We start from the raw sequence: 23,997 nt of genomic DNA, 5'->3' as shown, positions 1-23,997 counted from the left end.
TAAAATTCATCAAAATAAAAGAACTCAAATTCTCGATACAATTTTAATTCCTTTTAGTCATTAAAATCACTCGAATTGACAAGAATCATCAAAAAAAAGGGAATAACTACGGCAAATCAGGATGCGAAACTGAACTAAATTCAGTTTGACGGATTCGATTTCTTATTTTTATGTTACAAAACTTTTTTAGATGAAATTTAAACAGGCTCATAAAAATAATACATAAAAATAGTAAATAACAAAAAAAGGCGATAAAAATAATTTTATCGCCTTTTTATATTGTAAAATTAATTGAGAATTGAATTATTGTTTTTTTAATAAATCTCTAATTTCTGCTAATAAATCCTCTTGACTTGGTCCTTTTGGAGCTTCAACAACAGGTTCTTCTTTTTTCTTTAAAGCGTTCACACCTTTTACAACCATAAACATTACAAAAGCAACGATTACAAAATCAATCACATTGGTTAAAAATTCTCCATAAAGAATAGCAACTTCTCCAGTTACTTTTCCTGTAGCATCAGCAATTCCTTGTTTTGCGATGTATTTCAAATCTTTAAAGTTTGCATTGAAAATTAATCCAATTAAAGGAGAAACAATTCCTCCTGTAAAAGAAGTTACTACTTGTTTGAAAGCTGCACCCATCACAAAACCAACAGCAATGTCGACTAAGTTACCTTTCATAGCAAATTCTTTAAATTCTTTAAGCATACTCATAATTTTTATTTTTTTTATAGTTAATAATTCGCAATTTAAGTAAAATTTAGTGTTTCACAACTCTTTTTACACGTTGTGAAATTGCGGTAAGTGTTTCATACGGAATTGTTTCACATTTATGCGCCATATATAAAACGTGTTGCTGATGGTTGAAAATAATAACTTCATCACCTTCATTGCAATCAATATTGGTAACATCGACCATAATCATATCCATACAAACATTTCCAATAATTGGAGCGGGTTTATTGTTGATAAAAACAACGCCTTCTTTTTTACCTAATTTACGTGAAATTCCATCAGCATGACCAATCGGAACTGTAGCGCTACGAGTTGGTTTGCTGGCTACAAATGCTCGATTATATCCAACAGTTTCCCCTGGTTTAATAATATTTATTTGTGAAATGAGAGACTTTAAGGTATGCGTATTTTTTAACTGTGAAGTTTCCTGTTTGTTATTTCCGAAACCGTACAAACCAATACCGATACGAACCATATCAAACTGAGCTTGTGGATAATTGATAACACCAGAAGTATTTAAAATATGAATCATCGGTTTATAGCCTAAGTGTCCATAAATTTGTTTTACGATGTAAGCAAAATTATTGATTTGTCCGATGGTAAATTCTTGTTCATTCGGATCTTCACTAGCCGCCAAATGCGAAAAAATAGATTCGACATGAACATTATTTGATTTCTTTAATTCTGATATAAGCTTTGGCGTATCGGTGTGCCAAAAACCCAATCGATTTAAACCTGTATTGAATTTAATATGAATCGGATAATTCATCAATGGTTTTTTATCCGCTAATGCTAAAAAAGCATCGAATATCTTAAAATTATATAAATTCGGTTCTAAGCGATATTTTGCAATTTCTTCTAAATTTTGAAGCTGTGGATGTAATACTAAAATAGGTGTTTTAATTCCTGCTTCGCGTAAAATAATTCCTTCATTACAATAGGCAACGGCAAAATAATCCACTTTATCTTGTAGTAATTTGGCTATTTCTGTGGATTCACTTCCGTAACCAAAAGCTTTTACAACCGCTAAAATTTTAGTTTCAGGATTTAGTTTTTGCTTAAAATAAGCAAGATTATGAGCAATTGATTTGGCATCAATCTCTAAAATTGTTACATGATTATTTAAATTATTCATCAGTTAAATTTTCGTTCTTTTTAAGTTGTTCTTGTACGGGTTTTTGTACAGCTTTGTAATAAGCTCCTCGGCTTAACGGTTCATATTCTTGGGTTTCACCAAGTAAAACCAGCGCATCACTTGTGGCTTTTCGGTAACTATAATGTGCCAAATTACCAGTGCGTGTGCAAACTGCATGGACTTTGGTAACGTATTCGGCAGTAGCCATTAAGGCGGGCATCGGACCGAAAGGGTTTCCTTTAAAATCCATGTCCAAACCTGCGATAATAACACGTATTCCTTTGTTGGCTAGTTCGTTACAAACTGAAACGATACCATCATCAAAAAATTGTGCCTCATCAATACCAATAACATCAACATTGTTGGCTAATAATAATATATTTGCAGAGCAAGGTACAGGTGTTGAACGGATTTTGGTGGCATTATGAGAAACCACTTCATAGGCATGATAACGCGTATCGATGGCAGGTTTAAAAATTTCGACTCGTTGTTTGGCAAATTCGGCTCGTTTAAGTCTGCGGATTAATTCTTCGGTTTTACCCGAAAACATAGAACCACAGATAACTTCAATCCAACCAAATTGTTCTGTATGATTTACGGTGTTTTCAAGAAACATTTTGTATTTTTAGGCGCTAATTATTGATTTTTATGGTACTTTCGAATAGATAACAAATTTATTAAAATTAAACAGTTAATATTAAAATCAAAGAACAACTTATGCACAAAAAGTTAGCGTCAGATTTAACCAGTTTAGCACACAGCATCTTACAGATGAAAAATAAAGAAGATGTGTTTGCGTTAAAACAGAAAGCACACGAAGTTTATGAAAAAATTTCGGTTTTGGCATATGTAGAAGAATATATCAATAATACGCCTAATCCATCAAAAACAAAACAAGAATTATTACAAGATGTTTTAGTCGCCTCACAAAATAAAGAAAGACACGAAAACACAAATCTTTCTTTAACTAAAAAAAATACCGCAATTTATCAACTCGAAGAAGAACAAGAAGTTTTTCAAAAAGTAGAAGATACAATCGCTAAAGTTGTTCCCGAAATTTTTATTGATGAAGTTCAAATTCAAAAAAATATTCCAGAACTGATTAAAGTTGTTGAAAATAAAATATCCGAAGAAAAAATAACGGAAAAAACTCAAGAAGAAATTCAAGAAGAACTTGAAAAAGAAGTCGTTGAAAAAGTTGATGAAGAAATATCCGAAGAAAAAATAACAACGATTATTCCTGAAATTCAAACGGAAAAAGAAGAAATTCTTAATAATGTAATTCTTCAAAAATCCGAAGAAAAAATAACCGAAAAAACTCAAGAAGAAATTCAAGAAGAAATTCAAGAAAAATCGGAGAAAGAAGTCGTTGAAAAAGTTGATGAGAAAATAATCAACAAAGAAGAAGAGAAATTTAACGAAGCAATTCAACGAGAATTTAACGAAATCCTCAAAACAAAAAAGCTTGAAAATGAACAAGAAAAAATTGTTCCAATATCATTAAAACAAGCCTTAAAAAATAAAATTGAACAAGAAAAATTAGAAAATAAATCTGAAGAAAAATCCGAAGAAAAAGATAAAAAAGATTTTCCTGAAATAATAAGAAAAACACTTGAAGACGAATTACAAGGAACAATTTCTGTAGATGTAATGGCTGATTTATTTGAGAAAATAACCCCGAAAAAATCACTGAACGACTTCCTGCAAAAAGCTATTCAAATAGATTTAAATGATAGAATTGTTTTTGTAAGACATCTATTTGATGGAAATCAAAACGATTTTAATAGAGTCGTTTCGCAATTAAATACCTTCAAAACTGAAAGTGAAGCCAAAAGATTTATTACCGAAATGATAAAACCAGATTATAATTGGTCTGGAAAAGAAATACATGAAGCCAGATTATTTGAAATTATTGAACGAAGATTTGCCTAAAAAATAACAAAAATGAGTACTCAAAATAAAGAAATGAAGTATATATTTTGCATGAAATGGGGAACCCTATACGGCCCAGAATATGTAAATAGATTATACGCTATGGTGAAAAAAAATTTATCATACGATTTTAAAATGGTCTGCTTTACCGACGATAATACAGGAATTATACCTCAAGTTGATTGTTACGAAATCCCTGAAATGAACATTCGTACCGATATTCCTGAAAGAATGTGGAAAAAATTAACAACACTAAAAGAAGATTTATACGGACTTAAAGGAACTGCCCTTTTTTTAGATTTAGATATTGTTATTGTTGATAAAATTGACTGCTTTTTTGAAGTCGGAGGTTCGTTTAGAATCATCAAAGATCATAGCTGGAGAAGCTGGAGAATAACAGGAAATTCTTCTGTTTATCGATTCGAAATAGGAAAACATGGCTACGTTTTTAATGATTTTATCAAAAATTTTGACGAAATACGAAAAATTCATCGAAATGAACAAGAATATTTAACACATAGTATTAATGACCACGGAAATCTGCAATATTGGCAAAAAGAATGGTGTCCTAGTTTTAAATATGATTGCGTTTCTAGATTTCCACTAGCTTTTTGGAAAAAACCAACAATTCCTGAAGGTGCTAAAATTATTATTTTTCATGGTGAAATAAATCCGCATAACGCCATAAAAGGTGGAAGAGGAAAATGGTACAGATACGTGCGTCCTGCTCCTTGGGTTGCCGATTATTGGATTGAATAATCAAGAAATGAATACTTCAAAAAAGTAATAAAAAGCGAAATAATAAAAATTAATTATATACGAAAAATGCAAACTAAAAAGTTTATTTAGTTTGCATTTTTAATTTGTATTTTTTTGAGAAGTTTATTATGATGTTTATTTTGATGTTTTGAGAATAAGAAAAGATCAAAAAAACAAAGATGCTTATAAAATAACATGAAATAAATTAAATTTTAATTATATAATCTGAATTTCTTACACTTTAAAAGTAAGTACTGGTTTTAATACATTTTTTGATAAATCAATAGAAACACTTGCATTGAAAAACTGCGATAAACCACTTCTTCCGTGCGTTGCTAAAGAAACTAAATCAATATCGTGTTCTTCAGAAAAATTTAAAATTCCATCTTGTATTGAACTGTCATTATATACTTTTATAGTGTGATTTGCCATGTTATAAGGAGCGATAAATGCACTAATTTTATTTTTAGAAGCCGTTGAATTTTCAAAATTTTGAGGCGTATTTATCTTTAATAAATAAATTTTACTGTTAAATTTAGTTGCAAAATCTAAAAAGCCTTCAAAAGCTTTTGCTTCATCATTTTCAAAGGTAGAAGCGAAAACTAATTTTTCAAATTTAAAATTATCGTTATCTTTTTTAGTGATAATTACAGGAATTTCTGAATTTCGAACGGTTTTTTCAGTATTCGAACCAATTACGATTTCCTCCAAAGCAGTTTGCCCTTTAGAACCCATAATAATTAAATCAGCATCGATTTTTGTAGCATAATCACGAATCCCCTCATACGGATTTTGAAAACGAATAGCGTGTTGTACATTTTTAAAATCAGCAAAAAAAGTATTTTTATAACTAATAAGTTTTTCTCTGACCATTTTAATATATAACATGCTCTCTGGAATACTGATATTAACACCAGAACCCATGCCTCTAAAACCACTAGGGAGTTCTATCATGTGAATTAAATGAATTTCACCTGCTGTTTTTTTAGCTATTTTCGCTGCTAATTTAGCCGCATATTCTGCGTGTTTTGAGAAATCTACTGGGAGTACTATTTTTTTCATAATTTCATAATTTTAAGATACATAGTCTCTACAATTTACGAAAAATAACCCAAATAACAAAACACAAAACACATTTGAAACACATTTGCATATTAATGAATAACTTCCTATATTTGCACCAAATTTATTAATTAGATTGATACAGGGGACGAGAGTCCCCTCTTTTTATACCGTAGCATGAATCAAGAGAAAGTTAAAGAATTATTAGACGAAGCATTATTAGAAAATGAATCATTGTTCTTAATTGATTTGCAGTTTTTAGCAAACAGTAAAATAAAAGTGATTGTTGATGGTGATTCAGGTGTTCCTTTGAATGAATGTATGCGTATTAGTAGAAAAATAGAGCATAATCTAGACAGAGAAGAAGATGATTTTTCACTAGAAGTAACAACGCCAGATATTGCACATCCGCTTACCGTTAAACGTCAGTATAAAAAGAACATCCAACGAATTTTAAAAGTTAAAACAGCAACCGAAGAATTTGAAGGAACGTTAACCCAAGCAACGGATGAAAACATCACCCTGTTTTGGAAAGCAAGAGAGCCTAAACCAATCGGAAAAGGGAAACATACGGTGGAGAAAACAATAGTTTTACCGTATGAAGAGATTAAGGAAGCAAAAGTGAAGATCATATTTTAATAAGAGAATGAAATGGAAAATATTGCGTTAATTGAGTCATTTTCAGAGTTTAAAGATAATAAAAGTATAGATAGAGTTACTCTAATGTCTATCTTAGAGGAAGTTTTTCGTGCAGCATTAAAACGTAGGTTTGGTTCTGATGAAAACTTTGATATAATTATTAACCCAGATAAAGGGGATTTAGAAATTTGGAGAAATAGAATTGTTGTTGCTGATGGTTTTTCGGAAGATGATAATGAAGAAATAGAACTTGCCGAAGCAAGAAGAATTGAACCAGATTTTGAAATTGGTGAAGATGTATCCGAAGAAGTAAAATTAATTGATTTAGGTAGACGTGCAATTTTAGCATTACGTCAAAACTTAATCTCTAAAATACAAGAACACGATAGTACCAATATCTTTAAACATTTTAAAGATTTAGAAGGTGAAATTTATAGTGCAGAAGTACATCATATTCGTCATAATGCCGTAATTTTGTTAGATGATGAAGGAAACGAAATCGTTTTGCCGAAAAGTGAACAAATTCGTTCTGACTTCTTTAGAAAAGGAGACTCCGTTCGTGGTGTTATAAAATCAGTAGAATTAAGAGGGAATAAACCCGCTATAATTTTATCAAGAACTTCACCAGCATTTTTAGTGAAGTTGTTTGAACAAGAAATTCCTGAAGTTTTTGATGGACTAATTACCATTGAAGGCGTAGCTAGAATTCCTGGTGATAAAGCAAAAGTTGCCGTAGATTCGTACGATGATAGAATTGATCCTGTAGGAGCCTGTGTTGGTGTTAAAGGTTCTCGTATCCACGGAATTGTTCGTGAATTAGGAAACGAAAATATCGATGTAATTAATTATACCAAAAATGAAGCGTTATTTGTTGCAAGAGCATTAAGCCCTGCAAAAGTAACATCCGTAGATATTAAGCCTTACGAGGAAGAAAAAAATGGTAAAAAAGGACGCGTAAGTGTACTTTTAAAACCAGAAGAAGTATCAAAAGCAATTGGACGTTCAGGAGTAAATATCCGTTTAGCAAGCGAATTAACAGGATACGAAATTGACGTGCAACGTGAAGGAATTGAAGAAGAAGATGTCGAATTAACAGAGTTTTCTGATGAAATAGAAGACTGGGTAATTGCAGAATTTAATAAAATAGGTTTAGAAACAGCGAAAAGTGTACTTGAAAAAGACGTTTCAATGTTAGTACAAAGAACCGATTTAGAGGAAGAAACAATATTAGATGTTCAGCGAGTTCTAAGAGAAGAATTTGAAGAATAATCAACATAAAGGAAATCAGTCTCCTATTTAATTGATGATAATTCATCATAATTAATGCAAAATCTGATCAAAAAAGAAAAAAAACGTAACTATACCACTTAATTATTCTCTAATTTTAGAAAAAATTAAAATTAAGAATACTTAACGTATAAAGTGTGTTTTTTGAATATAAAGTATAAAATAATTTATGGCTGAAGGCAACAAATTAATAAGACTTAATAAAGTATTAAGAGAATTAAACATTTCTTTAGATAGAGCTGTAGAACACTTGGCTAAAAATGGTCATAAAATAGAAGCACGTCCTACTGCTAAAATTTCTGATGCAGAATATCAAATATTATTTGATGGATTTCAAACAGATAAATCTAAGAAAGTAGCCTCTAAAGAAGTAAGCGAAGAAAAGCGTAAGGAAAAGGAAGCTAACCGTCAACGTGCAGAAGAAGAACAAGAAAAGAAACGGTTAGAAGACGAAGCTAAAAAACAAGAAGTTTTAAAAGCCAAAGCGAAAAGATTAGAGTTTAAAACTGTCGGTAAAATTGATATCAAAACAGGTAAAGCTGTTGAAGAAAAAAAATCACCAGAAAAAATAGTGTCAGAAGAAAAGGTCGTTAAAAAACCTGTTCAAGAAACTAAAACTGTTGAGAAAACAATTGAAAAAACAACAGACAAAACTCCAAATGCTGATGCCGCTCAAAATGTTGATAAAACAGCAAAAGTAGTCGAGAAAATAACAGAAAATAAAAAAGTCGCTGTTAAAAAGGAATTTGTTAAGGTTGAACAACCTAAAGAAGTTAAAAATAAGGAAGTTAAGCCAGAGGTAGTGAAAAGAGAAGCACCTAAGAAAATAGAAATTAAAGAAGTTAAACAAGTTAAAAAGGTTACAGAAACAAAACCTGAGGAAGTAAAAACAGAAAAACCTGTTGAAATTACTGCCGAAAATGCTGTGAAATTAAAAACACAGTATAAAAAACTTGATGGTCCAAAAATTACAGGTATCAAAATTGATTTAAAACAATTTGAAAGACCTAAAAAGAAAAAACCAGAAGCTAAAACTGACGCAGATAAAAGAAAGCGTAAAAGAATTAGCAAACCAGGTACTCCTAGAACAACAGGAACCGCTAGAACCGTAAGACCTGCTCAAAATAGAACAGGAGGAAATCGTACCCCATTTAGAGGAAGAGCCGCTCAAAGACCTGCCGTTAAAAAAGAAGAACCAACTGAAGCTGAAGTACAAAAACAAGTACGTGAAACTTTAGAAAGACTTCAAGGGAAATCTAAAAGAGGAAAAGGAGCTAAATATCGTAGAAATAAAAGAGAGGCGCACAGAGAACACACTGAAGCTGAATTAGAAGCACAAGCGTTAGATAACAAAATCTTAAAAGTAACAGAATTTGTTACCGTAAGTGAAGTTGCGACCATGATGGATGTTCCTGTAACAAACATTATTTCTTCTTGTATGATGCTTGGAATGATGGTAACAATGAATCAGCGTTTAGACGCGGAAACATTAGTTATTGTTGCTGAAGAATTTAATTATAAAGTAGAATTTGTAGGCGCTGAAGTAGAAGAATCTATTGAAGAAGTTCAAGATAAACCAGAAGATTTAATAAATCGTGCGCCAATTATTACCGTAATGGGTCACGTAGATCATGGTAAAACATCGCTGTTAGATTATATTCGTAAAGCAAATGTAATTGAAGGTGAATCAGGAGGAATTACACAACATATTGGTGCGTATTCAGTACAAGTTGGAGATCAAAAAATCGCCTTCTTAGACACACCTGGTCACGAAGCCTTTACAGCAATGCGTGCTCGTGGAGCTCAAGTAACCGATTTAGTAATTATTGTAGTAGCTGCCGATGATGATGTAATGCCTCAAACAAAAGAAGCAATATCTCATGCACAAGCTGCTGGAGTTCCTATTATATTTGCTATCAACAAAATTGATAAGCAAAACGCAAATCCTGATAATATTAAAACACAATTATCAGCGATGAATTTATTAGTTGAAGATTGGGGTGGAAATATTCAATCGCAAGAAATATCAGCTAAAACAGGGCAAGGAGTTGAAGAATTACTTGAAAAAGTATTACTAGAAGCTGAAATATTAGAATTAAAAGCAAACCCTAATAAAAAAGCTACAGGAGCAGTTGTAGAAGCTTTATTAGATAAAGGTAGAGGATATGTATCAACAATTTTAGTACAAGCAGGTACTCTAAAAATTGGAGATTATATTTTAGCAGGAAAACATAGTGGTAAAGTTAGAGCTATGTTTGATGATAAAGGAGCTAAAGTTTTAGCTGCCGGACCATCAACACCAGTATCAATCTTAGGATTAGACGGAGCACCTCAAGCAGGTGATAAGTTTAATGTATTTGAAGATGAGCGTGAAGCGAAGCAAATTGCAGCAAAACGTTCTCAATTACAACGTGAACAATCTGTAAGAACGCAAAAAACATTAACATTAGCAGAAATTGGTCGTCGTATTGCCTTAGGAGATTTCAAAGAATTAAACATTATCTTAAAAGGAGATGTAGATGGTTCCGTAGAAGCATTAACCGATTCTTTCCAGAAATTATCTACAGAAGAAATTCAAGTAAATATTTTACATAAAGGAGTTGGAGCAATTACTGAATCTGATGTATTATTAGCAACCGCATCTGATGCAATTATCGTTGGATTTAATGTGCGTCCGCAAGGAAATGCTCGTGTAGTTGCCGATAGAGAAGAAGTAGATATTAGAACATATTCTATTATTTATGACGCTATTAATGACCTGAAAGACGCCATGGAAGGAATGTTATCTCCTGAAATGAAAGAAGAAATTCTTGGTAATGTGGAAATTAGAGAAGTTTATAAAATCTCTAAAGTTGGAAACATTGCTGGTTGTATGGTAATAAGTGGTAAAATTACAAGAGATGCTAAAATCCGTATTATTAGAGATGGAATCGTTGTTCATGATGGAGTATTAACATCATTAAAACGTTTCAAAGATGATGTGAAAGAAGTTACAAAAGGATACGATTGTGGTGTTCAAATAAAAGGATATAACGATATTATTGAAGGAGATGTTATTGAAGCATACACCGAAATAGCCGTTAAGAAAAAACTTAAATAATAGAAGTTTTAAAACATAAAATTATAATTTTAAAAAGACAGCTTATATAAGCTGTCTTTTTTTGTTCGTAATATTTACTGATTTCCTTTCTTTTTTCTTTACTAATTGTAATCAAAATTAATAATTAAACAAATTAACAAATCAAAAGTGGGCGAACACATAAGTTCGTCACTACTATTTAAAAAATACATTTTATTTAGAATAAATCTAAATAAATGAAAGAAAATGATATATTTGCTTCCATATAAAAAGTATTAATAAGCATTTAAAAAAGTAACTATGGAAGGTGTTCTAAAAATATACGATAATAATATTGGAATTTCGTTTTGTTGGAAAGAAGCTAATAATCGTTTAGTCCAGATAATATTCAGAGATACTGGTTTTCATTTAACTGAAAATGAAATCGAAGAATTTTCAGAAAAAGTAATCCATTCAAAAAGTCAAAAAAATTGTGCTACTTGTATCAAAGGTCAAAACTGTAAATCTATCTTATTACAAACTCCTTCGGATAAAATAAGTTTGGCCGTTTCCGCTGTTGAACTCGAACAAATACATGATTTATTAAAAGGAACTCTCTTTCAAATGCAGATAAATAAATACTTAAATGGTATCTGTAATAACTAAGAAACTGTTTAAATTTCATCTGAGAGCCTGTTTGAATTTTATTCCAAAAATGTTTGTAACATCAAAATAGTATGGCAAGGGGTTAAAACCCCTTGTTTTAAAATAAAAATGCGTCAAACTGAATTTATTTCAGTTTCGCATCCTGATTTGCCGTAGTTATTTCCTTTTTTTTGATGATTTTGTCAATTCGAGTGATTTTAATGTCTAAAAGGAATTAAAAATGATATCGAGAATTTGAGTTATTTTGTGTTGATAAATTTTGATGCTAAAAAAAATCTCGATATCATTTTTTTGAAAGAAAAAAAGTACTCTAACTCATAGATTATTTATGTATTTTTAGTTTTCTATTTTTAACTCTTATTTTTATCGGTACGAGCAAGATACTCGCGATAGCATAAAAAAAACGAAACTAAATAGCTGAAAAACAAACACAATAAATAGACTTAGCCCCGATTGAAGCATTTGTTTGAGCTCTTTTTTTTGATTTTTCTTCAAAAAAAAAGCGAGTGCGGAAAGCGGGAAATAGCTCCAAAAAATAAAAAAAAAATACTAAAACACTATTCTTTTTTAATATTTTCATCAAGCTCTTTGATTAAATACAGATACACCGGATAATGGTCGCTGTAACCTCCTGTGTATTTTCCATAAGAAAAACTTCTAAAAGGATAACCTTTATAACGACCCTTTTTTTCGGTTAAAAATCGCTTGTTGAAAATACCCGCTTTGAACATTTTAAAAGTGGAAAAATCATTCTTTTTATCAAAAGCAACCAACTCACTACTGATGATAATTTGATCAAATAAATTTATATTATCTCGATATCCTAACGTATTAAAACCACGACGAAACATATTTTCATAAGGATTATACAAATCATTTTCTTGAAGTAACTTCTTTTTCGAAACCGTTTTTAAAACATTTTTAAGACTACTATTAATAGGATCATCATTAAAATCACCTATAATTAAAATTTTTGCCTTCGGAGTATCAACTCTTATTTTTTCAATAATTTGAGTTACTTTATACGCTGCCTTTTCACGCAAGGGACGACTTTTTGCCTCACCTCCTCGGCGAGATGGCCAATGATTAACCAAAATATGAATTAATTCATCATCCAAATATCCAGCAACCCATAAAATATCACGAGTGTGAACTTTTCTGCCATCACGATAAATTCCAGGATTGAAAGCCTGATAATGAATCGGTTTAAAATATCTTTTTTGATATAATAAACCCACATCAATACCTCGTTTATCTGGAGAATCAAAATGAATAATATCGTAATTTTTATCTTTAAGGTTTTTTGAAGCAACTAAATCTTCCAAAACTTTCCGATTCTCAACCTCAGCAACACCCAAAATTGCAGGACTCGTTTTTGTTTTTTCAGCTCCTAATTGTAAAATAACATCGCCAAGTTTATCAATTTTATCCCAGTAAATTTGTTGCTTATCACCCTTAATTTCCATAATAGGACTCGCTTCATCATTTTTTTCGATATCATTTACCGTATCAAAAAGATTTTCAAGATTGTAAAATCCAACAGTTCGTATTTTATATTTCTTTTGTGCCGATTGTGAAAAACATTCCGAAAAAGAAACACAAATCATACAACTAACCAATAACCATAAAAAAATGTTTTTCATCTAAATAAAATTAATACGCTAAAGAAACATAAAAATTAATTACAAAAACATAATATATTAAATAAATAGCATAATGATAACTTAACAAACTAAACACAACGTATTTCTATTTTTCAAAATAAAATAATATTTATTTTTAACAAGTTTTTATGCGTGATTTTATAGTAACAATCGTTTTATTCTTATTATTTTTTGAAATTGTAAATGCACAAAGTAGTGTAAAAGGTGTTGTTATTCATGCCGATACTGAAATTCCATTACAAGGCGTTACTATCATACTAAAAAATGCAAAAACTTCAGAAATAAAAACCCTTACAAATTCAAACGGCGTTTTTCATTTAAAAGGAATATCAAAAAGGATATCAGAAGAAAAACAACAACTTATCATTTCTTTTAAAGGATTCGAAACTCAATATTTTCCCATACTAGTAACCGATAAAAACATCAATTTAGGTACTATTTTTTTATATGAAAATATCCAAGTATATGATGATGTAAGTACAATTATACTTACCGATGACGAATTAAATGACGATGAAAGTACCGCCGATAATATTTCAGGACTATTACAAGCCACTAAAGATACCTATTTACGTGCCGCCGCTTTTGAATGGAGTTCTTCTTTTTATAGGATAAAAGGACTCGATTCGGATAATGCAAAAATACTTATCAACGGTATTGAAATGAATAAATTATACAACGGAAGACCACAGTGGAGCAATTGGGGAGGCTTAAATGATGTGCTGCGAAATCAAGATTTTAGTAATGGATTATCACCCTCAAACCATACGTTTGGAGGCGTTTTAGGAGCAACAAATATGAGCACTCGTGCTTCCGAATATCGCCAAGGAGGACGCATTTCTTATGCTTCCTCAAACAGAAGTTACACACACCGATTTATGGCAATGTATGCCACAGGTATCCTTAAAAATAATTGGGCAATTGCCGTTTCTGCAAGTAAAAGATATGCAAATCAAGGATTTACAGAAGGTGCTTCCTACAATGCAAATTCATTTTTTATAAGCGCCGAAAATGTGCTGAATCAAAAACATAGTATTAATTTTACAGGAATTTTTACTCAAAATCATCGAGGAAAAGCAGCGGCAAATACCCAAGAAGTATACGATATCAAAGGAATTAAATACAATCCATATTGGGGATATCAACAAGGAAAAATTAGAAATGCCCGAATTAAAAGAGTCGATGAACCCTTGATAATGTTCAACCATTATTGGAATATCAACCCAAAAACACGACTGCAAACGGGTATCGCTTATCAATTTGGAGAAATTGGAAATAGTCGCATCGATTTTAACGGCGGAAACGACCCAAGCCCAACATATTATCGAAAATTACCCAACTATTTTTTAAATGATGATTATAAAATCGACCACGAAAATGCCTACAAATCATTAGTCAATTTTAAAAATGATGGACAATTAAATTGGAAAGATTTATATATCGGAAATCAAAATAGTAAAGAAAACGCTCTATTTGCACAATACGAAGACAGAAATGATGACAAACAATGGAGCGTAAATAATATTTTAAATTCCGAAATATCAGAAAATATAGCACTGACAACTAGCGCATTTTATCAAAAATTAAACTCCGAAAATTTTGCAAGTGTCCTCGATTTATTTGGAGCAGAAGGTTATTTAGATATTAATAAGTTTGGAAATTTAGGACAAGATGACTATCAAAATGATTTATTAAATCCTAATAGAATTGTGAAAAAAGGAGACCGATTTAAATATAATTATGAGATAGATGCCAATGTATATGGCGGTTTTGCTCAACTACAATTCAAATATCATAAAGCAGATTTTTTTATTGCAGGAACTGTGAAAAACACCAGTTATCAACGAAATGGCTTGTATAAAAATGGAATTTTTCCTGGTGATGCCACAAATCCTGAAATACCAACCTCTTTTGGGAAATCTGAAAAATTAAACTTCCTCGGATACGGAATTAAAGCAGGAATTACCTACAAAATCTCTGGAAGACATTTAATCGATTTTAATGGAGCATATCTTAAAAAAGCACCGTCAATTCGAAATTCTTTTGCCAATTCAAGAGCTAATAACTTAACCGTTAATCAAGTACATCAGCTAAAAATAGCCGAAATAATGCCCAAAACAAACGCACTCGATATCAGTTATATTCTAAGAACGCCATTTGTTACCGCAAAATTAACTGGATTTTATACCCAAATTACAAACGATACCGATATTGCATTTTATTTTACCAGTGCCGATAATCTTTTTGTACAAGAAATTGTAACAGGCATCAAAAAAAATCATTTTGGAACAGAATTAGGAATTGAAGCACAAGTATTGGCAAGTTTTAAAATCAAAGCCGCCGCAAATATCGGGCAATATTCCTATGCGAATAATCCAAATATTGTCTTGGCATCAGAAATAAGCGAAGATTCAAAAAAAGCAGGTTTCGATACAAAAGGTGTCAAAAATTATGGAAAAACAATGCTTAAAAATTATAAAATCGCTTCAGGACCACAAAAAGTATATTCCTTCGGATTTGAATATCGAGACCCCGAATATTGGTTTTTTGGAGTAACTGCCAATTATTTAAGTGAGGCTTATGTCGATGTTTCGCCAATAAAAAGAACCACGTCTTTTATTAGTGATGATACTCAATTCTTCCCTGAATATGACCCTAATACTGCTCGAAAATTATTATCCCAAGAAAAATTTGATAGCTATCCAACACTAAATGCTATCGGTGGAAAAACTTGGAGAATTGCTAAAAATAAATATATCGGATTCTTTGCGAGTGCAACAAATATCTTACATAAAGAATACAAAACAGGAGGCTACGAACAAGGTAGAACCGCCAATTATCAACTAGAAAATAACGATAATGCCAACCAAACGCCAAGCTTTTCTAGCAAATATTGGTACGGTAGAGGCGCAACCTATTTTCTAAATGTTAATTATCGATTTTAAAAAAGACCCAGAAAAAAACTCAAAATATTCTTAAAAATATTCTTGAAAAAATCAAAAAACATTAAAACATTAAAAAAGTAAAATATCAAAATGCAGAAAATAAACAGAATAACTATATCAAAATTAGCCGTTATTATCTTTTTAATCTCCATTTTTACTTCCTGTATAAAAGATGACGATTTTAAAATTCCTAGCCTAAAAAATCAAAAAGAATATCAAAATATAACATCCTTAAAAGAAATTGCCGATTTATACAAAGGAAAATTAGTCGAATTTAAAGACGAAATAACAACCTACGCCTACGTAAATTCAAGCGATAGAGAAGGAAATTTCTATAAATCACTTTTTGTGCAAGATGCTCCAGAGAATCCAACTATCGGTTTCGAAATAAAAATAAATGATACCAAATTAAATCAACGATACGCCGTAGGAAGAAAAATAATACTCAAATTAAAAGGACTCTTTCTAAATAAAAATAAAGACGGAAGCTATCAATTAGGTGCTGAAAATGCTTTCGGAAATGGTATTTACGGAATCGGCGTTCATGATTATGTGAAATTTATCGACAGAACTCCCGAAATAGATAGCATAATTCCAATCACGTTAAAAAGTGATGAATTAACAGAGAAACATCAAAATATTCTTGTTAAAATAACCGACATACAAGCTCAAAAAAAAGGACTGAAATACGCATCACCAAAACCTGGAAACTCAATATATACGGTTGATAGAAAACTCGTTTCATGTACTAGTTCCGATACTATAATTATGGTAAATAGTATTTTTGCAACTTACAGCGCTTTGTTAATTCCTGATAAAAAAGGAAGTATTACAGGTGTTTTTAATCGTATCGAAAATAAAAAACAATTGACCATTAGAGATTTAAATGATGTCGATTTTACACAAGAATACGGCTGTTTTAACAATCCAACAATGACCTCCGTAAAAGAATTAAGAAAATTATTTATCAGTAATAAACCTTCAAATAAAACAGCAAAAGACAAATTAGCAGAAAACAAAACAAGAATTTATCAAAATTTTAAAATAAAAGTAATCATTACTTCCGATGATTCAAATGGAAATATCATAACCAAAAATGCTTTTGCTCAAGATACTTCCGCAGGAATTGCCCTAAATTTTACCGATAAACATAGCTTGAAAATTGGCGATGAAATTGAAATAACCGTCGGAGGATTATTTTTATCAAAAGAAAAAGGATTACTAACCTTAAATCTAAGTTCGTCAAATATTAGCAATAAAACTTCAGGAACGCTACCAACTCCCGAAATAATTACCATCGAACAAGCTTTAACAGATGAATATCAAAGTAAATTAATCCAAATTCAAGACGTGCAATTTAAAGATATTACTAAAAATTATCAAGGTGAAAATATCCTAACCTCCGATTGTACAAACGAATTAAAAATATATCCAATACCAAAAACAGCCACGTTTTCAACAACGAAAGTAGCATCTAAAAAAGGAACAATTACAGGAATAATGACTCAAAATCAAGGTGTTTATATACATATTAATAAACTCGATGCAATTAATTTTACCAAAACCTACGATTGCGCACCCGTAGTCGTTACACCGCCTGTTATTCCGCCAACATCAGATACAACTTTAAGCGATGAACTGTTCTTTTCTGAATACGCAAAAGGAAGTAGCAATAATAAATATATCGAAATTTATAATGGTACTAATCAAGAAATTGATATGTCAGATTATAGTATCGAATTATATATTAACGGAGCTACTGAAAAATATAGAACACTGAAGTTAAGTAGTTTATCAAATGTGAATCTGGCAAAAGACGCTGTATTAGTGGTCTATAATTCCAAAGCAATAGACGCTATTAAAAAACAAGGCGATGTTACATCTAGTGTAATTTCTTTTAATGGTGATGATGCAATTATCTTAAAGAAAAATGACCTAATTATTGATGTTATAGGACAAGTAGGTGAAGATCCAGGAAAAGGTTGGGACGTGGCTGGCGTTACTAATGGAACACTGAATCATACTTTAATTAGAAAGAAAAATATCACAAAAGGAAATACAGATTGGGTAGTAAGCAAAGGAACGACACCCGAAAATTCGGAATGGATAGTAAAAGATAAAGATGATTTTTTATCCGTAGGAAAAAAATAATATATTTATAGCACAAAAAATAAAACAGAAAACCAAGCCTTAAAACTTGGTTTTTTACGCTTTTTTAGCATGTAAATAAATAAGATGTCATCAAATAGAAGAATTACAAATGCTTTTAAAAAAGCCAAAAAATTACCTTTAGATAAAACCTCTAAATATATTTTATTTTCAGATTGTCATAGAGGTGATAATAGTTTTGCAGACGACTTTTCTCATAATAGAGAAATATTTCAATATGCTTTGTCGCAATATTTACAAAAAGAATTCACCTATATCGAACTAGGAGATGGCGATGAACTTTGGGAAAATAAATTTTCAGATATCTTTAACGCTCACAAAGATATTTTTCTTCTATTGAAAGAATTTCATCTGAAAAAACAACTTCACTTTATTTGGGGAAATCATGATATGGATTATAAAAATCCGAAAAAAGTAATCAAAAATTTAAGTACTTATATTGATTCTGCTAATGGAAAAAAACAAGAATTATTCGTAAATCCTGCTTTCTCTGAAGCTATTCGATTGGAAAAAGAAAATGGAAAATCAATCTTTTTAGTACACGGACATCAAGCAGATTGGTTTAATTATACTTTTTGGAAATTTAGCCGATTTCTTGTTCGATATCTATGGAGACCACTACAAGTTGTTGGAATTAAAGATCCTACGAGTCCTGCTCAAAATTTTAAAGAACTCATAAAAGTTGAACATCGACTCGAAAAATGGATTCGAAAAAATAATAATCAAATGATTATTACTGGACATACGCATCGTCCACGTTTTCCAAGTGTCGATGAATTACCACATTTTAATGACGGAAGTTGCGTGCATCCTCGCTGTATTACAGGACTTGAAATTCAAAATAATCAAATTACACTCATTAAATGGCATGTTATCACCAATGAAAACGGTACAATGCAAATTGTAAAAACCATTTTGGAAGGTCCAAATGATATTACAGCCTACATTTAATGCTTAAAATAACAATTTATTAAACCACAGATAATATTAAAATAAAAAGGAATAGATATTTTTGACACATCTTATTATAAGTAGAAAGTCATTTGGTATATATTAGTTTTTGTCGACTATTTATCAGACTTACTACCTCTGGCCAAGGTAGTTTTTATTTAACATACTCTTTACAGTAAATTAACGTTAGTATTGGTTCTTTGCACTCGACAAAAACTAGTAGCCAATACCTAATGAATCTTCAAAAAAAACTTACACTTGTAGGTGTTTTTCTGTTGTCGTATACTTATGCGCAACAAATAGATACCCCAAAATTCGGAAAAGGACTGTTTAATTTAGTAGCAAAAGATAGCACATGGGCTATGAATATTGCGGCAAGAATGCAATTTTTAACAACCGCTCAATTTAATGCTAATTCAAATGGAATCTCAAATCCTTCCTCAACTTTCTTAGTTCGTAGAGCCAGATTAAAATTTAATGGATTTGCCCTTTCACCTAAATTGAAATATAAATTAGAATTAGGACTCTCTAATAATGATATCGGAGGTGCTACTGAATTTACAAACAATGCACCAAGATATATTTTAGATGCCGTTTTAAAATGGAATTTCTATGAAAATTTTGAAGTATGGATAGGACAAACAAAATTACCTGGAAATAGAGAACGTATTATTTCTTCAGGAAATCTTCAAATGGTTGATCGCTCTTTGTTAAATAAACGATTTAATATTGATAGAGATTTAGGCGTACAATTAAAACATCACTTTAAAATAGCCGATAACTTTATCGTTAGAGAAACGTTTTCAATAGCACAAGGGGAAGGAAGAAATGTAACTACTGAAAACCTTGGAGGGCATCAATATACGGCTCGGATTGAGTTTTTACCATTCGGTACTTTTACCAATAAAGGTGATTATAAAGGCGGTGATTTGAAACGAGAAAAAACATCGAAATTAGCTATCGGTTTTAGTTATGATTTTAATAATAATGCTGTTAAAAACAAGGGAAATCAAGGCGTATATATGAAAAATGATATCGGTTTTTATCAAACGAATATTTCAACCATTTTTGTTGATGCAATGTTTAAATATAAAGGATTTTCTTTTATGGGAGAATATGCATATAGAGATGCTAAAAATCCGCTAGCAAAAAATTCTGACGGAACCTTAACAGGTGATATTGTTCAAGTTGGTAACGGATTAAATTTGCAAACAGGCTATTTAATTTCTGAAAAATGGGAAGTTTCAGCACGGTATACAAGTATCAATTTAGATGAGGAAATAACACGTAAAGCTGCTGAAAATCAGTATACTTTAGGAGTTTCAAAATACATTTCAGGACACAAATTAAAAGTGCAAACAGATGTTAGTTATACCGATTTAGTTATTGGAAATAATAAGTTTATCGGACGCTTACAAATAGATATTCACTTTTAAAAAAATAACGTAAACCTAACATTGACACTATAAGAGTGTTTGTAGATTTGTCAAAAAAAATAAAAAATAAAAAATGGGGGATCCATATATTTTAATGCTAGTTGCTTTAGCTGTTTTAGCTATTGTCGATTTGGTTGTAGGAGTTAGTAACGATGCTGTAAATTTCTTAAATTCAGCAATTGGTTCTAAGGCCATTAAGGTTAGAAACATTATGATAATCGCTAGTGTTGGTGTGTTCTTTGGAGCAATCACTTCTAGTGGAATGATGGAAGTTGCACGTAAAGGGATTTTTAATCCTAATATGTTCATGTTTCAAGATATCATGTTTATATTTATGGCAGTAATGATTACTGATGTCTTGTTATTAGACATCTTTAATTCGTTAGGAATGCCAACCTCGACAACAGTTTCAATTGTATTTGAATTGTTAGGGGCGGCAGTTTGTATTTCATTATTAAAAATATCATCAAACGAAACACAGTCATTCTCTGATATTTGGAATTATATCAACCATGAACAAGCTACTAAAATTATTTTTGGAATACTGCTTTCGGTAGTAGTCGCCTTTTCTGTAGGTGCTTTGGTTCAATTTGTATCAAGATTGATTTACTCTTTTAATTTTGAGAAAAGACCTACCTATATGAGTGCTTTATTTGGTGGTTTTGCAATTACAGCAATTACTTATTTTATTATCATCAAAGGATTAAAAGGAACACCTTATTATAAAAGTATTGGAAATTTAATTGAAGGAAATACCTTATTTATTATTGCGGGAAGTTTTGTTGCTTGGAGTTTAATTTCTCAAGTATTGATTAGCTTTTTTAAAGTAAATGTCTTAAAATTTATTATTGGAGTTGGTACTTTTTCATTAGCGATGGCCTTTTCAGGGAATGATTTGGTAAATTTCGTTGGTGTACCAATTGCTGCTTGGAATTCATATCAAGCTTGGCAAACTTCAGGGGTTTCTGCGGATGCTTTTTCAATGGGAATTTTAGCTGAAAAAGTGCCATCAAACGTGTATTTATTATTAATTGCAGGAGCAATTATGGTGGCAACTTTATGGACGTCAAGTAAGGCACAAAAAGTTATTAAAACAGGGATTGATTTATCAAGACAAGGAGAAGGGCATGAGAAGTTTCAGGCAAATCCTTTATCAAGAATTATAGTAAGATCTTCGATGGTTGTAAATTTTGTTATCCGAAGAGTTTCACCACCAAAGGCATTGGTTTTTATTGATTCTAAATTTCAAAAACCAGTTATCGAATTACCGAAAGATAAAACATACGAAATGCCTGCTTTTGATTTAGTAAGAGCTTCAGTAAACTTAGTTGTTGCTGGTATTTTGATATCAATTGCAACATCATTAAAGTTACCGTTATCAACAACTTATGTAACTTTTATGGTCGCAATGGGTACTTCATTAGCCGATAGAGCTTGGGGACGTGAAAGTGCTGTTTATCGAGTGGCAGGTGTAATTAATGTAATTGGAGGTTGGTTTTTAACAGCGATTACAGCCTTTTTAGCAGCGGCATTAGTGGCGTATTTAATTAGTTTTAGTATGGTGATGATTCCTATATTATTATTAGTTGTTGCGTTATTAATCGGAAGAAATACGTTAATTCACAAGAAAAAATCAAAAGAAGTTGAAAGTAAAATTCACTTTAAAAGAGCTGAATTAATTACGATTAACGGTGTAATTGAAGAAAGTGCAGATCATATTGCAGGAGTTGCTACTCGTGTAAATAAATTATTCACGAATGTTGTAGATGATTTAGCAACACATGATTTAAATAAGTTACGTAAAACAGATAAGCATGTAGGAAAGTTAAATGATGAGATAGATGAGTTAAAAGACGGTGTTTTTTACTTTATTAAATCCTTAGATGATACTTCAGTACAAGCGAGTAGATTTTACATTTTAGTTTTGGGTTATTTACAGGATGTTGCACAATCGATTAGTTATATTTCAAGTGCAAGTTTTAAGCATGTTAATAATAATCACAAGAATTTAAAGAAGGATCAGTTGGCTGATTTAAAGCATATTGATACGACACTTTCAAAATTATTAGATGATATAAGTGTTACTTTTGAGTCTCGAGATTTCAATAAGTTAGAAGTTATTATTAATGAGAAGAAGCAGTTATTAAAGAATATTTCATCATCAATAGAGAAGCAGGTTGCTCGTATAAGAACTGATGAGGCGAGTCCAAAAAACACTACGTTATATTTCAGTATTTTGTTAGAGACACAAGATTTAGTTTCGGCATTGATGAGTTTATTAGAAACTTACGAAGAGTTCCATATAAGCAGTAAAAAGATATAGATTTATAGCTTATCATTTTATTTAGAAGAACCGAGTGAATTTCACTCGGTTTTTTTTTGGAGCTATTTCCCGCTTTCCGCACTCGCTTTTTTTGTTTTTTCGAAAAGAAAAACAAAAAAGAGCTCAAACAATTGCTTCAATCGGGGCTAAGTCTATTTACTGTGTTTGTTTTTAGCTATTTAGTTTCGTTTTTTATACGCTATCGCGAGCATCTTGCTCGTGCCGATAGTAATAAGAGTTAAAAATGGGGAAATTGATGTCGTTCAAATTTTGTTTATGATAAATAATAATTAAGGTTTAATACTTTGAAAAATCAGTGATTAGTAAAATACTTCAAAAATAAACAAATAAAAGCCCTTGTCAGTCCAATAAAAGGACGTAGATTTGCAACCGCTAACAACAAAACGCAAGTTTAAAAGTTAACAAAAGCTCATTAAAATATCGTTAAGTATCACATTAATAAAATGTAAAAAATAAGTTAAATTTAGCTTGTTTAAAACAAATTAAAAGATGTATATTTGCAACCGCTTTAAGAAATACACTAAAGCGAGAAACGATCAAGAAATTTCGGAATGACTTTTAAAAAGTCAGTTAGTTCGATTCTAACATTTCTACAAAAGAAGTCTGAGAAGATTAATAAGTTGAAAGATACTTGTGTGTGTCGACTCGACACGTTCATTGAAAATATTGAAATTGACAGCGTAAATAAGAGTAGAATAACCACGTTCTATTAGTTTAGAACAAATTCTTTTGAAACTTATTCATTAATATTATTTAAAATATACAATGAAGAGTTTGATCCTGGCTCAGGATGAACGCTAGCGGCAGGCTTAACACATGCAAGTCGAGGGGTAACAGGTAGCTTGCTATGCTGACGACCGGCGAACGGGTGCGTAACGCGTATAGAATCTGCCTTGTACAGGAGGATAGCCTTTAGAAATGAAGATTAACACTCCATAATGTAGTAGACTGGCATCAGTTTACTATTAAACATTTATGGGTACAAGATGACTATGCGTCCTATTAGCTAGATGGTGAGGTAACGGCTTACCATGGCGACGATAGGTAGGGGGTCTGAGAGGATTATCCCCCACACTGGTACTGAGACACGGACCAGACTCCTACGGGAGGCAGCAGTGAGGAATATTGGTCAATGGAGGCAACTCTGAACCAGCCATGCCGCGTGCAGGATGACTGCCCTATGGGTTGTAAACTGCTTTTATACAGGAAGAAACC

16 protein-coding genes and 1 rRNA gene are annotated in these 23,997 nt (G+C 31.2%); 12 read left to right on the top strand and 5 right to left on the bottom strand.

Translation table 11 applies throughout. From position 1 onward, the window contains the following. Positions 1-303: 303 nt before the first annotated feature. Genes mscL through L0U77_RS02295 form a run of 3 tightly spaced genes read right to left on the bottom strand, consistent with a single transcriptional unit; the run spans position 304 to position 2,486 of the window. Positions 304-708, bottom strand: coding sequence for a large conductance mechanosensitive channel protein MscL (gene mscL / locus L0U77_RS02305; protein WP_233883390.1), 405 nt, complete (start codon positions 706-708; stop codon positions 304-306). 52 nt (positions 709-760) lie between these two features. Continuing rightward, on the bottom strand, positions 761-1,870 hold the full coding sequence (alr, locus tag L0U77_RS02300) for an alanine racemase (RefSeq protein WP_101918644.1): 1,110 nt from the start codon (positions 1,868-1,870) through the stop codon (positions 761-763). Then, positions 1,863-2,486, bottom strand: a complete 624-nt coding sequence (locus L0U77_RS02295) for a thymidine kinase (RefSeq protein WP_233883374.1) — start codon at positions 2,484-2,486, stop codon at positions 1,863-1,865. Before L0U77_RS02295 ends, alr begins: the two co-directional genes overlap by 8 nt. Before the next feature lie 101 nt (positions 2,487-2,587). Here L0U77_RS02295 and L0U77_RS02290 point away from each other — a divergent pair, with 101 nt between their 5' ends. Together L0U77_RS02290 and L0U77_RS02285 are read left to right on the top strand one after the other, a co-directional pair. After that, on the top strand, positions 2,588-3,802 hold the full coding sequence (locus L0U77_RS02290) for a hypothetical protein (RefSeq protein ID WP_145993246.1): 1,215 nt from the start codon (positions 2,588-2,590) through the stop codon (positions 3,800-3,802). Positions 3,803-3,814: 12 nt separating this feature from the next. Then, on the top strand, positions 3,815-4,561 hold the full coding sequence (locus L0U77_RS02285) for a glycosyltransferase (protein ID WP_101918647.1): 747 nt from the start codon (positions 3,815-3,817) through the stop codon (positions 4,559-4,561). A 234-nt stretch (positions 4,562-4,795) separates the two neighbouring features. Here L0U77_RS02285 and L0U77_RS02280 read toward each other — a convergent pair whose 3' ends face one another. Then, positions 4,796-5,623, bottom strand: a complete 828-nt coding sequence (locus tag L0U77_RS02280) for a universal stress protein (protein ID WP_233897669.1) — start codon at positions 5,621-5,623, stop codon at positions 4,796-4,798. A 177-nt stretch (positions 5,624-5,800) separates the two neighbouring features. Here L0U77_RS02280 and rimP point away from each other — a divergent pair, with 177 nt between their 5' ends. From rimP to L0U77_RS02260, 4 genes are all read left to right on the top strand, one after another. Then, positions 5,801-6,262, top strand: coding sequence for a ribosome assembly cofactor RimP (gene rimP / locus L0U77_RS02275; protein WP_233883378.1), 462 nt, complete (start codon positions 5,801-5,803; stop codon positions 6,260-6,262). A gap of 12 nt (positions 6,263-6,274) precedes the next feature. Next, a complete protein-coding gene (nusA, locus tag L0U77_RS02270) occupies positions 6,275-7,531 on the top strand; it encodes a transcription termination factor NusA (protein ID WP_233883380.1) in 1,257 nt (418 codons plus the stop codon). A gap of 187 nt (positions 7,532-7,718) precedes the next feature. After that, a complete protein-coding gene (infB, locus tag L0U77_RS02265; protein ID WP_233897670.1) occupies positions 7,719-10,649 on the top strand; it encodes a translation initiation factor IF-2 in 2,931 nt (976 codons plus the stop codon). Positions 10,650-10,928: 279 nt separating this feature from the next. Further along, entirely contained in the window at positions 10,929-11,273 is a 345-nt protein-coding gene (locus L0U77_RS02260) for a hypothetical protein (protein WP_101918652.1), read from the top strand. 557 nt (positions 11,274-11,830) lie between these two features. Here the strand turns inward: L0U77_RS02260 and L0U77_RS02255 are convergent. After that, the gene (locus L0U77_RS02255) at positions 11,831-12,916 is read right to left on the bottom strand and encodes an endonuclease/exonuclease/phosphatase family protein (protein ID WP_233897671.1); all 1,086 of its coding nucleotides are present in this window, start codon (positions 12,914-12,916) and stop codon (positions 11,831-11,833) included. Positions 12,917-13,065: 149 nt separating this feature from the next. On the opposite strand from L0U77_RS02255, the gene L0U77_RS02250 reads away from it, so the two are divergent. The 6 genes from L0U77_RS02250 to L0U77_RS02225 all read left to right on the top strand — a co-directional run. Continuing rightward, positions 13,066-15,882 (top strand): carboxypeptidase-like regulatory domain-containing protein, encoded by a 2,817-nt coding sequence (locus tag L0U77_RS02250; protein ID WP_233897672.1) that lies wholly within the window; start codon positions 13,066-13,068, stop codon positions 15,880-15,882. Between the two features lie 90 nt (positions 15,883-15,972). After that, the gene (locus L0U77_RS02245) at positions 15,973-18,033 is read left to right on the top strand and encodes a DUF5689 domain-containing protein (protein WP_233897673.1); all 2,061 of its coding nucleotides are present in this window, start codon (positions 15,973-15,975) and stop codon (positions 18,031-18,033) included. Positions 18,034-18,117: 84 nt separating this feature from the next. Beyond that, positions 18,118-19,002 (top strand): metallophosphoesterase, encoded by an 885-nt coding sequence (locus tag L0U77_RS02240; RefSeq protein ID WP_101918656.1) that lies wholly within the window; start codon positions 18,118-18,120, stop codon positions 19,000-19,002. Positions 19,003-19,235: 233 nt separating this feature from the next. Then, a complete protein-coding gene (locus L0U77_RS02235) occupies positions 19,236-20,438 on the top strand; it encodes a porin (protein ID WP_233900680.1) in 1,203 nt (400 codons plus the stop codon). 73 nt (positions 20,439-20,511) lie between these two features. Next, positions 20,512-22,761: an inorganic phosphate transporter gene (locus tag L0U77_RS02230; RefSeq protein ID WP_233883388.1), complete on the top strand. Its 2,250-nt coding sequence runs from the start codon at positions 20,512-20,514 to the stop codon at positions 22,759-22,761. Positions 22,762-23,544: 783 nt separating this feature from the next. Beyond that, positions 23,545-23,997, top strand: a 16S ribosomal RNA gene (locus tag L0U77_RS02225); the annotation flags it as partial.

This window comes from Tenacibaculum piscium (assembly GCF_021390715.1).
GTDB lineage: Bacteria > Bacteroidota > Bacteroidia > Flavobacteriales > Flavobacteriaceae > Polaribacter > Polaribacter piscius.
The sequence above is the reverse complement of the archived record's forward strand: the minus strand, read 5'-3'. Positions and strand labels throughout refer to the sequence as shown.

What these genes read in the sequence shown, in the direction of transcription:
- mscL (WP_233883390.1), bottom strand. Translation starts at nt 708, where the DNA reads ATGCTTAAAGAATTTAAAGAATTTGCTATGAAAGGTAACTTAGTCGAC.
- alr (WP_101918644.1), bottom strand. Translation starts at nt 1,870, where the DNA reads ATGAATAATTTAAATAATCATGTAACAATTTTAGAGATTGATGCCAAA.
- L0U77_RS02295 (WP_233883374.1), bottom strand. Translation starts at nt 2,486, where the DNA reads ATGTTTCTTGAAAACACCGTAAATCATACAGAACAATTTGGTTGGATT.
- L0U77_RS02290 (WP_145993246.1), top strand. Translation starts at nt 2,588, where the DNA reads ATGCACAAAAAGTTAGCGTCAGATTTAACCAGTTTAGCACACAGCATC.
- L0U77_RS02285 (WP_101918647.1), top strand. Translation starts at nt 3,815, where the DNA reads ATGAGTACTCAAAATAAAGAAATGAAGTATATATTTTGCATGAAATGG.
- L0U77_RS02280 (WP_233897669.1), bottom strand. Translation starts at nt 5,623, where the DNA reads ATGAAAAAAATAGTACTCCCAGTAGATTTCTCAAAACACGCAGAATAT.
- rimP (WP_233883378.1), top strand. Translation starts at nt 5,801, where the DNA reads ATGAATCAAGAGAAAGTTAAAGAATTATTAGACGAAGCATTATTAGAA.
- nusA (WP_233883380.1), top strand. Translation starts at nt 6,275, where the DNA reads ATGGAAAATATTGCGTTAATTGAGTCATTTTCAGAGTTTAAAGATAAT.
- infB (WP_233897670.1), top strand. Translation starts at nt 7,719, where the DNA reads ATGGCTGAAGGCAACAAATTAATAAGACTTAATAAAGTATTAAGAGAA.
- L0U77_RS02260 (WP_101918652.1), top strand. Translation starts at nt 10,929, where the DNA reads ATGGAAGGTGTTCTAAAAATATACGATAATAATATTGGAATTTCGTTT.
- L0U77_RS02255 (WP_233897671.1), bottom strand. Translation starts at nt 12,916, where the DNA reads ATGAAAAACATTTTTTTATGGTTATTGGTTAGTTGTATGATTTGTGTT.
- L0U77_RS02250 (WP_233897672.1), top strand. Translation starts at nt 13,066, where the DNA reads ATGCGTGATTTTATAGTAACAATCGTTTTATTCTTATTATTTTTTGAA.
- L0U77_RS02245 (WP_233897673.1), top strand. Translation starts at nt 15,973, where the DNA reads ATGCAGAAAATAAACAGAATAACTATATCAAAATTAGCCGTTATTATC.
- L0U77_RS02240 (WP_101918656.1), top strand. Translation starts at nt 18,118, where the DNA reads ATGTCATCAAATAGAAGAATTACAAATGCTTTTAAAAAAGCCAAAAAA.
- L0U77_RS02235 (WP_233900680.1), top strand. Translation starts at nt 19,236, where the DNA reads ATGAATCTTCAAAAAAAACTTACACTTGTAGGTGTTTTTCTGTTGTCG.
- L0U77_RS02230 (WP_233883388.1), top strand. Translation starts at nt 20,512, where the DNA reads ATGGGGGATCCATATATTTTAATGCTAGTTGCTTTAGCTGTTTTAGCT.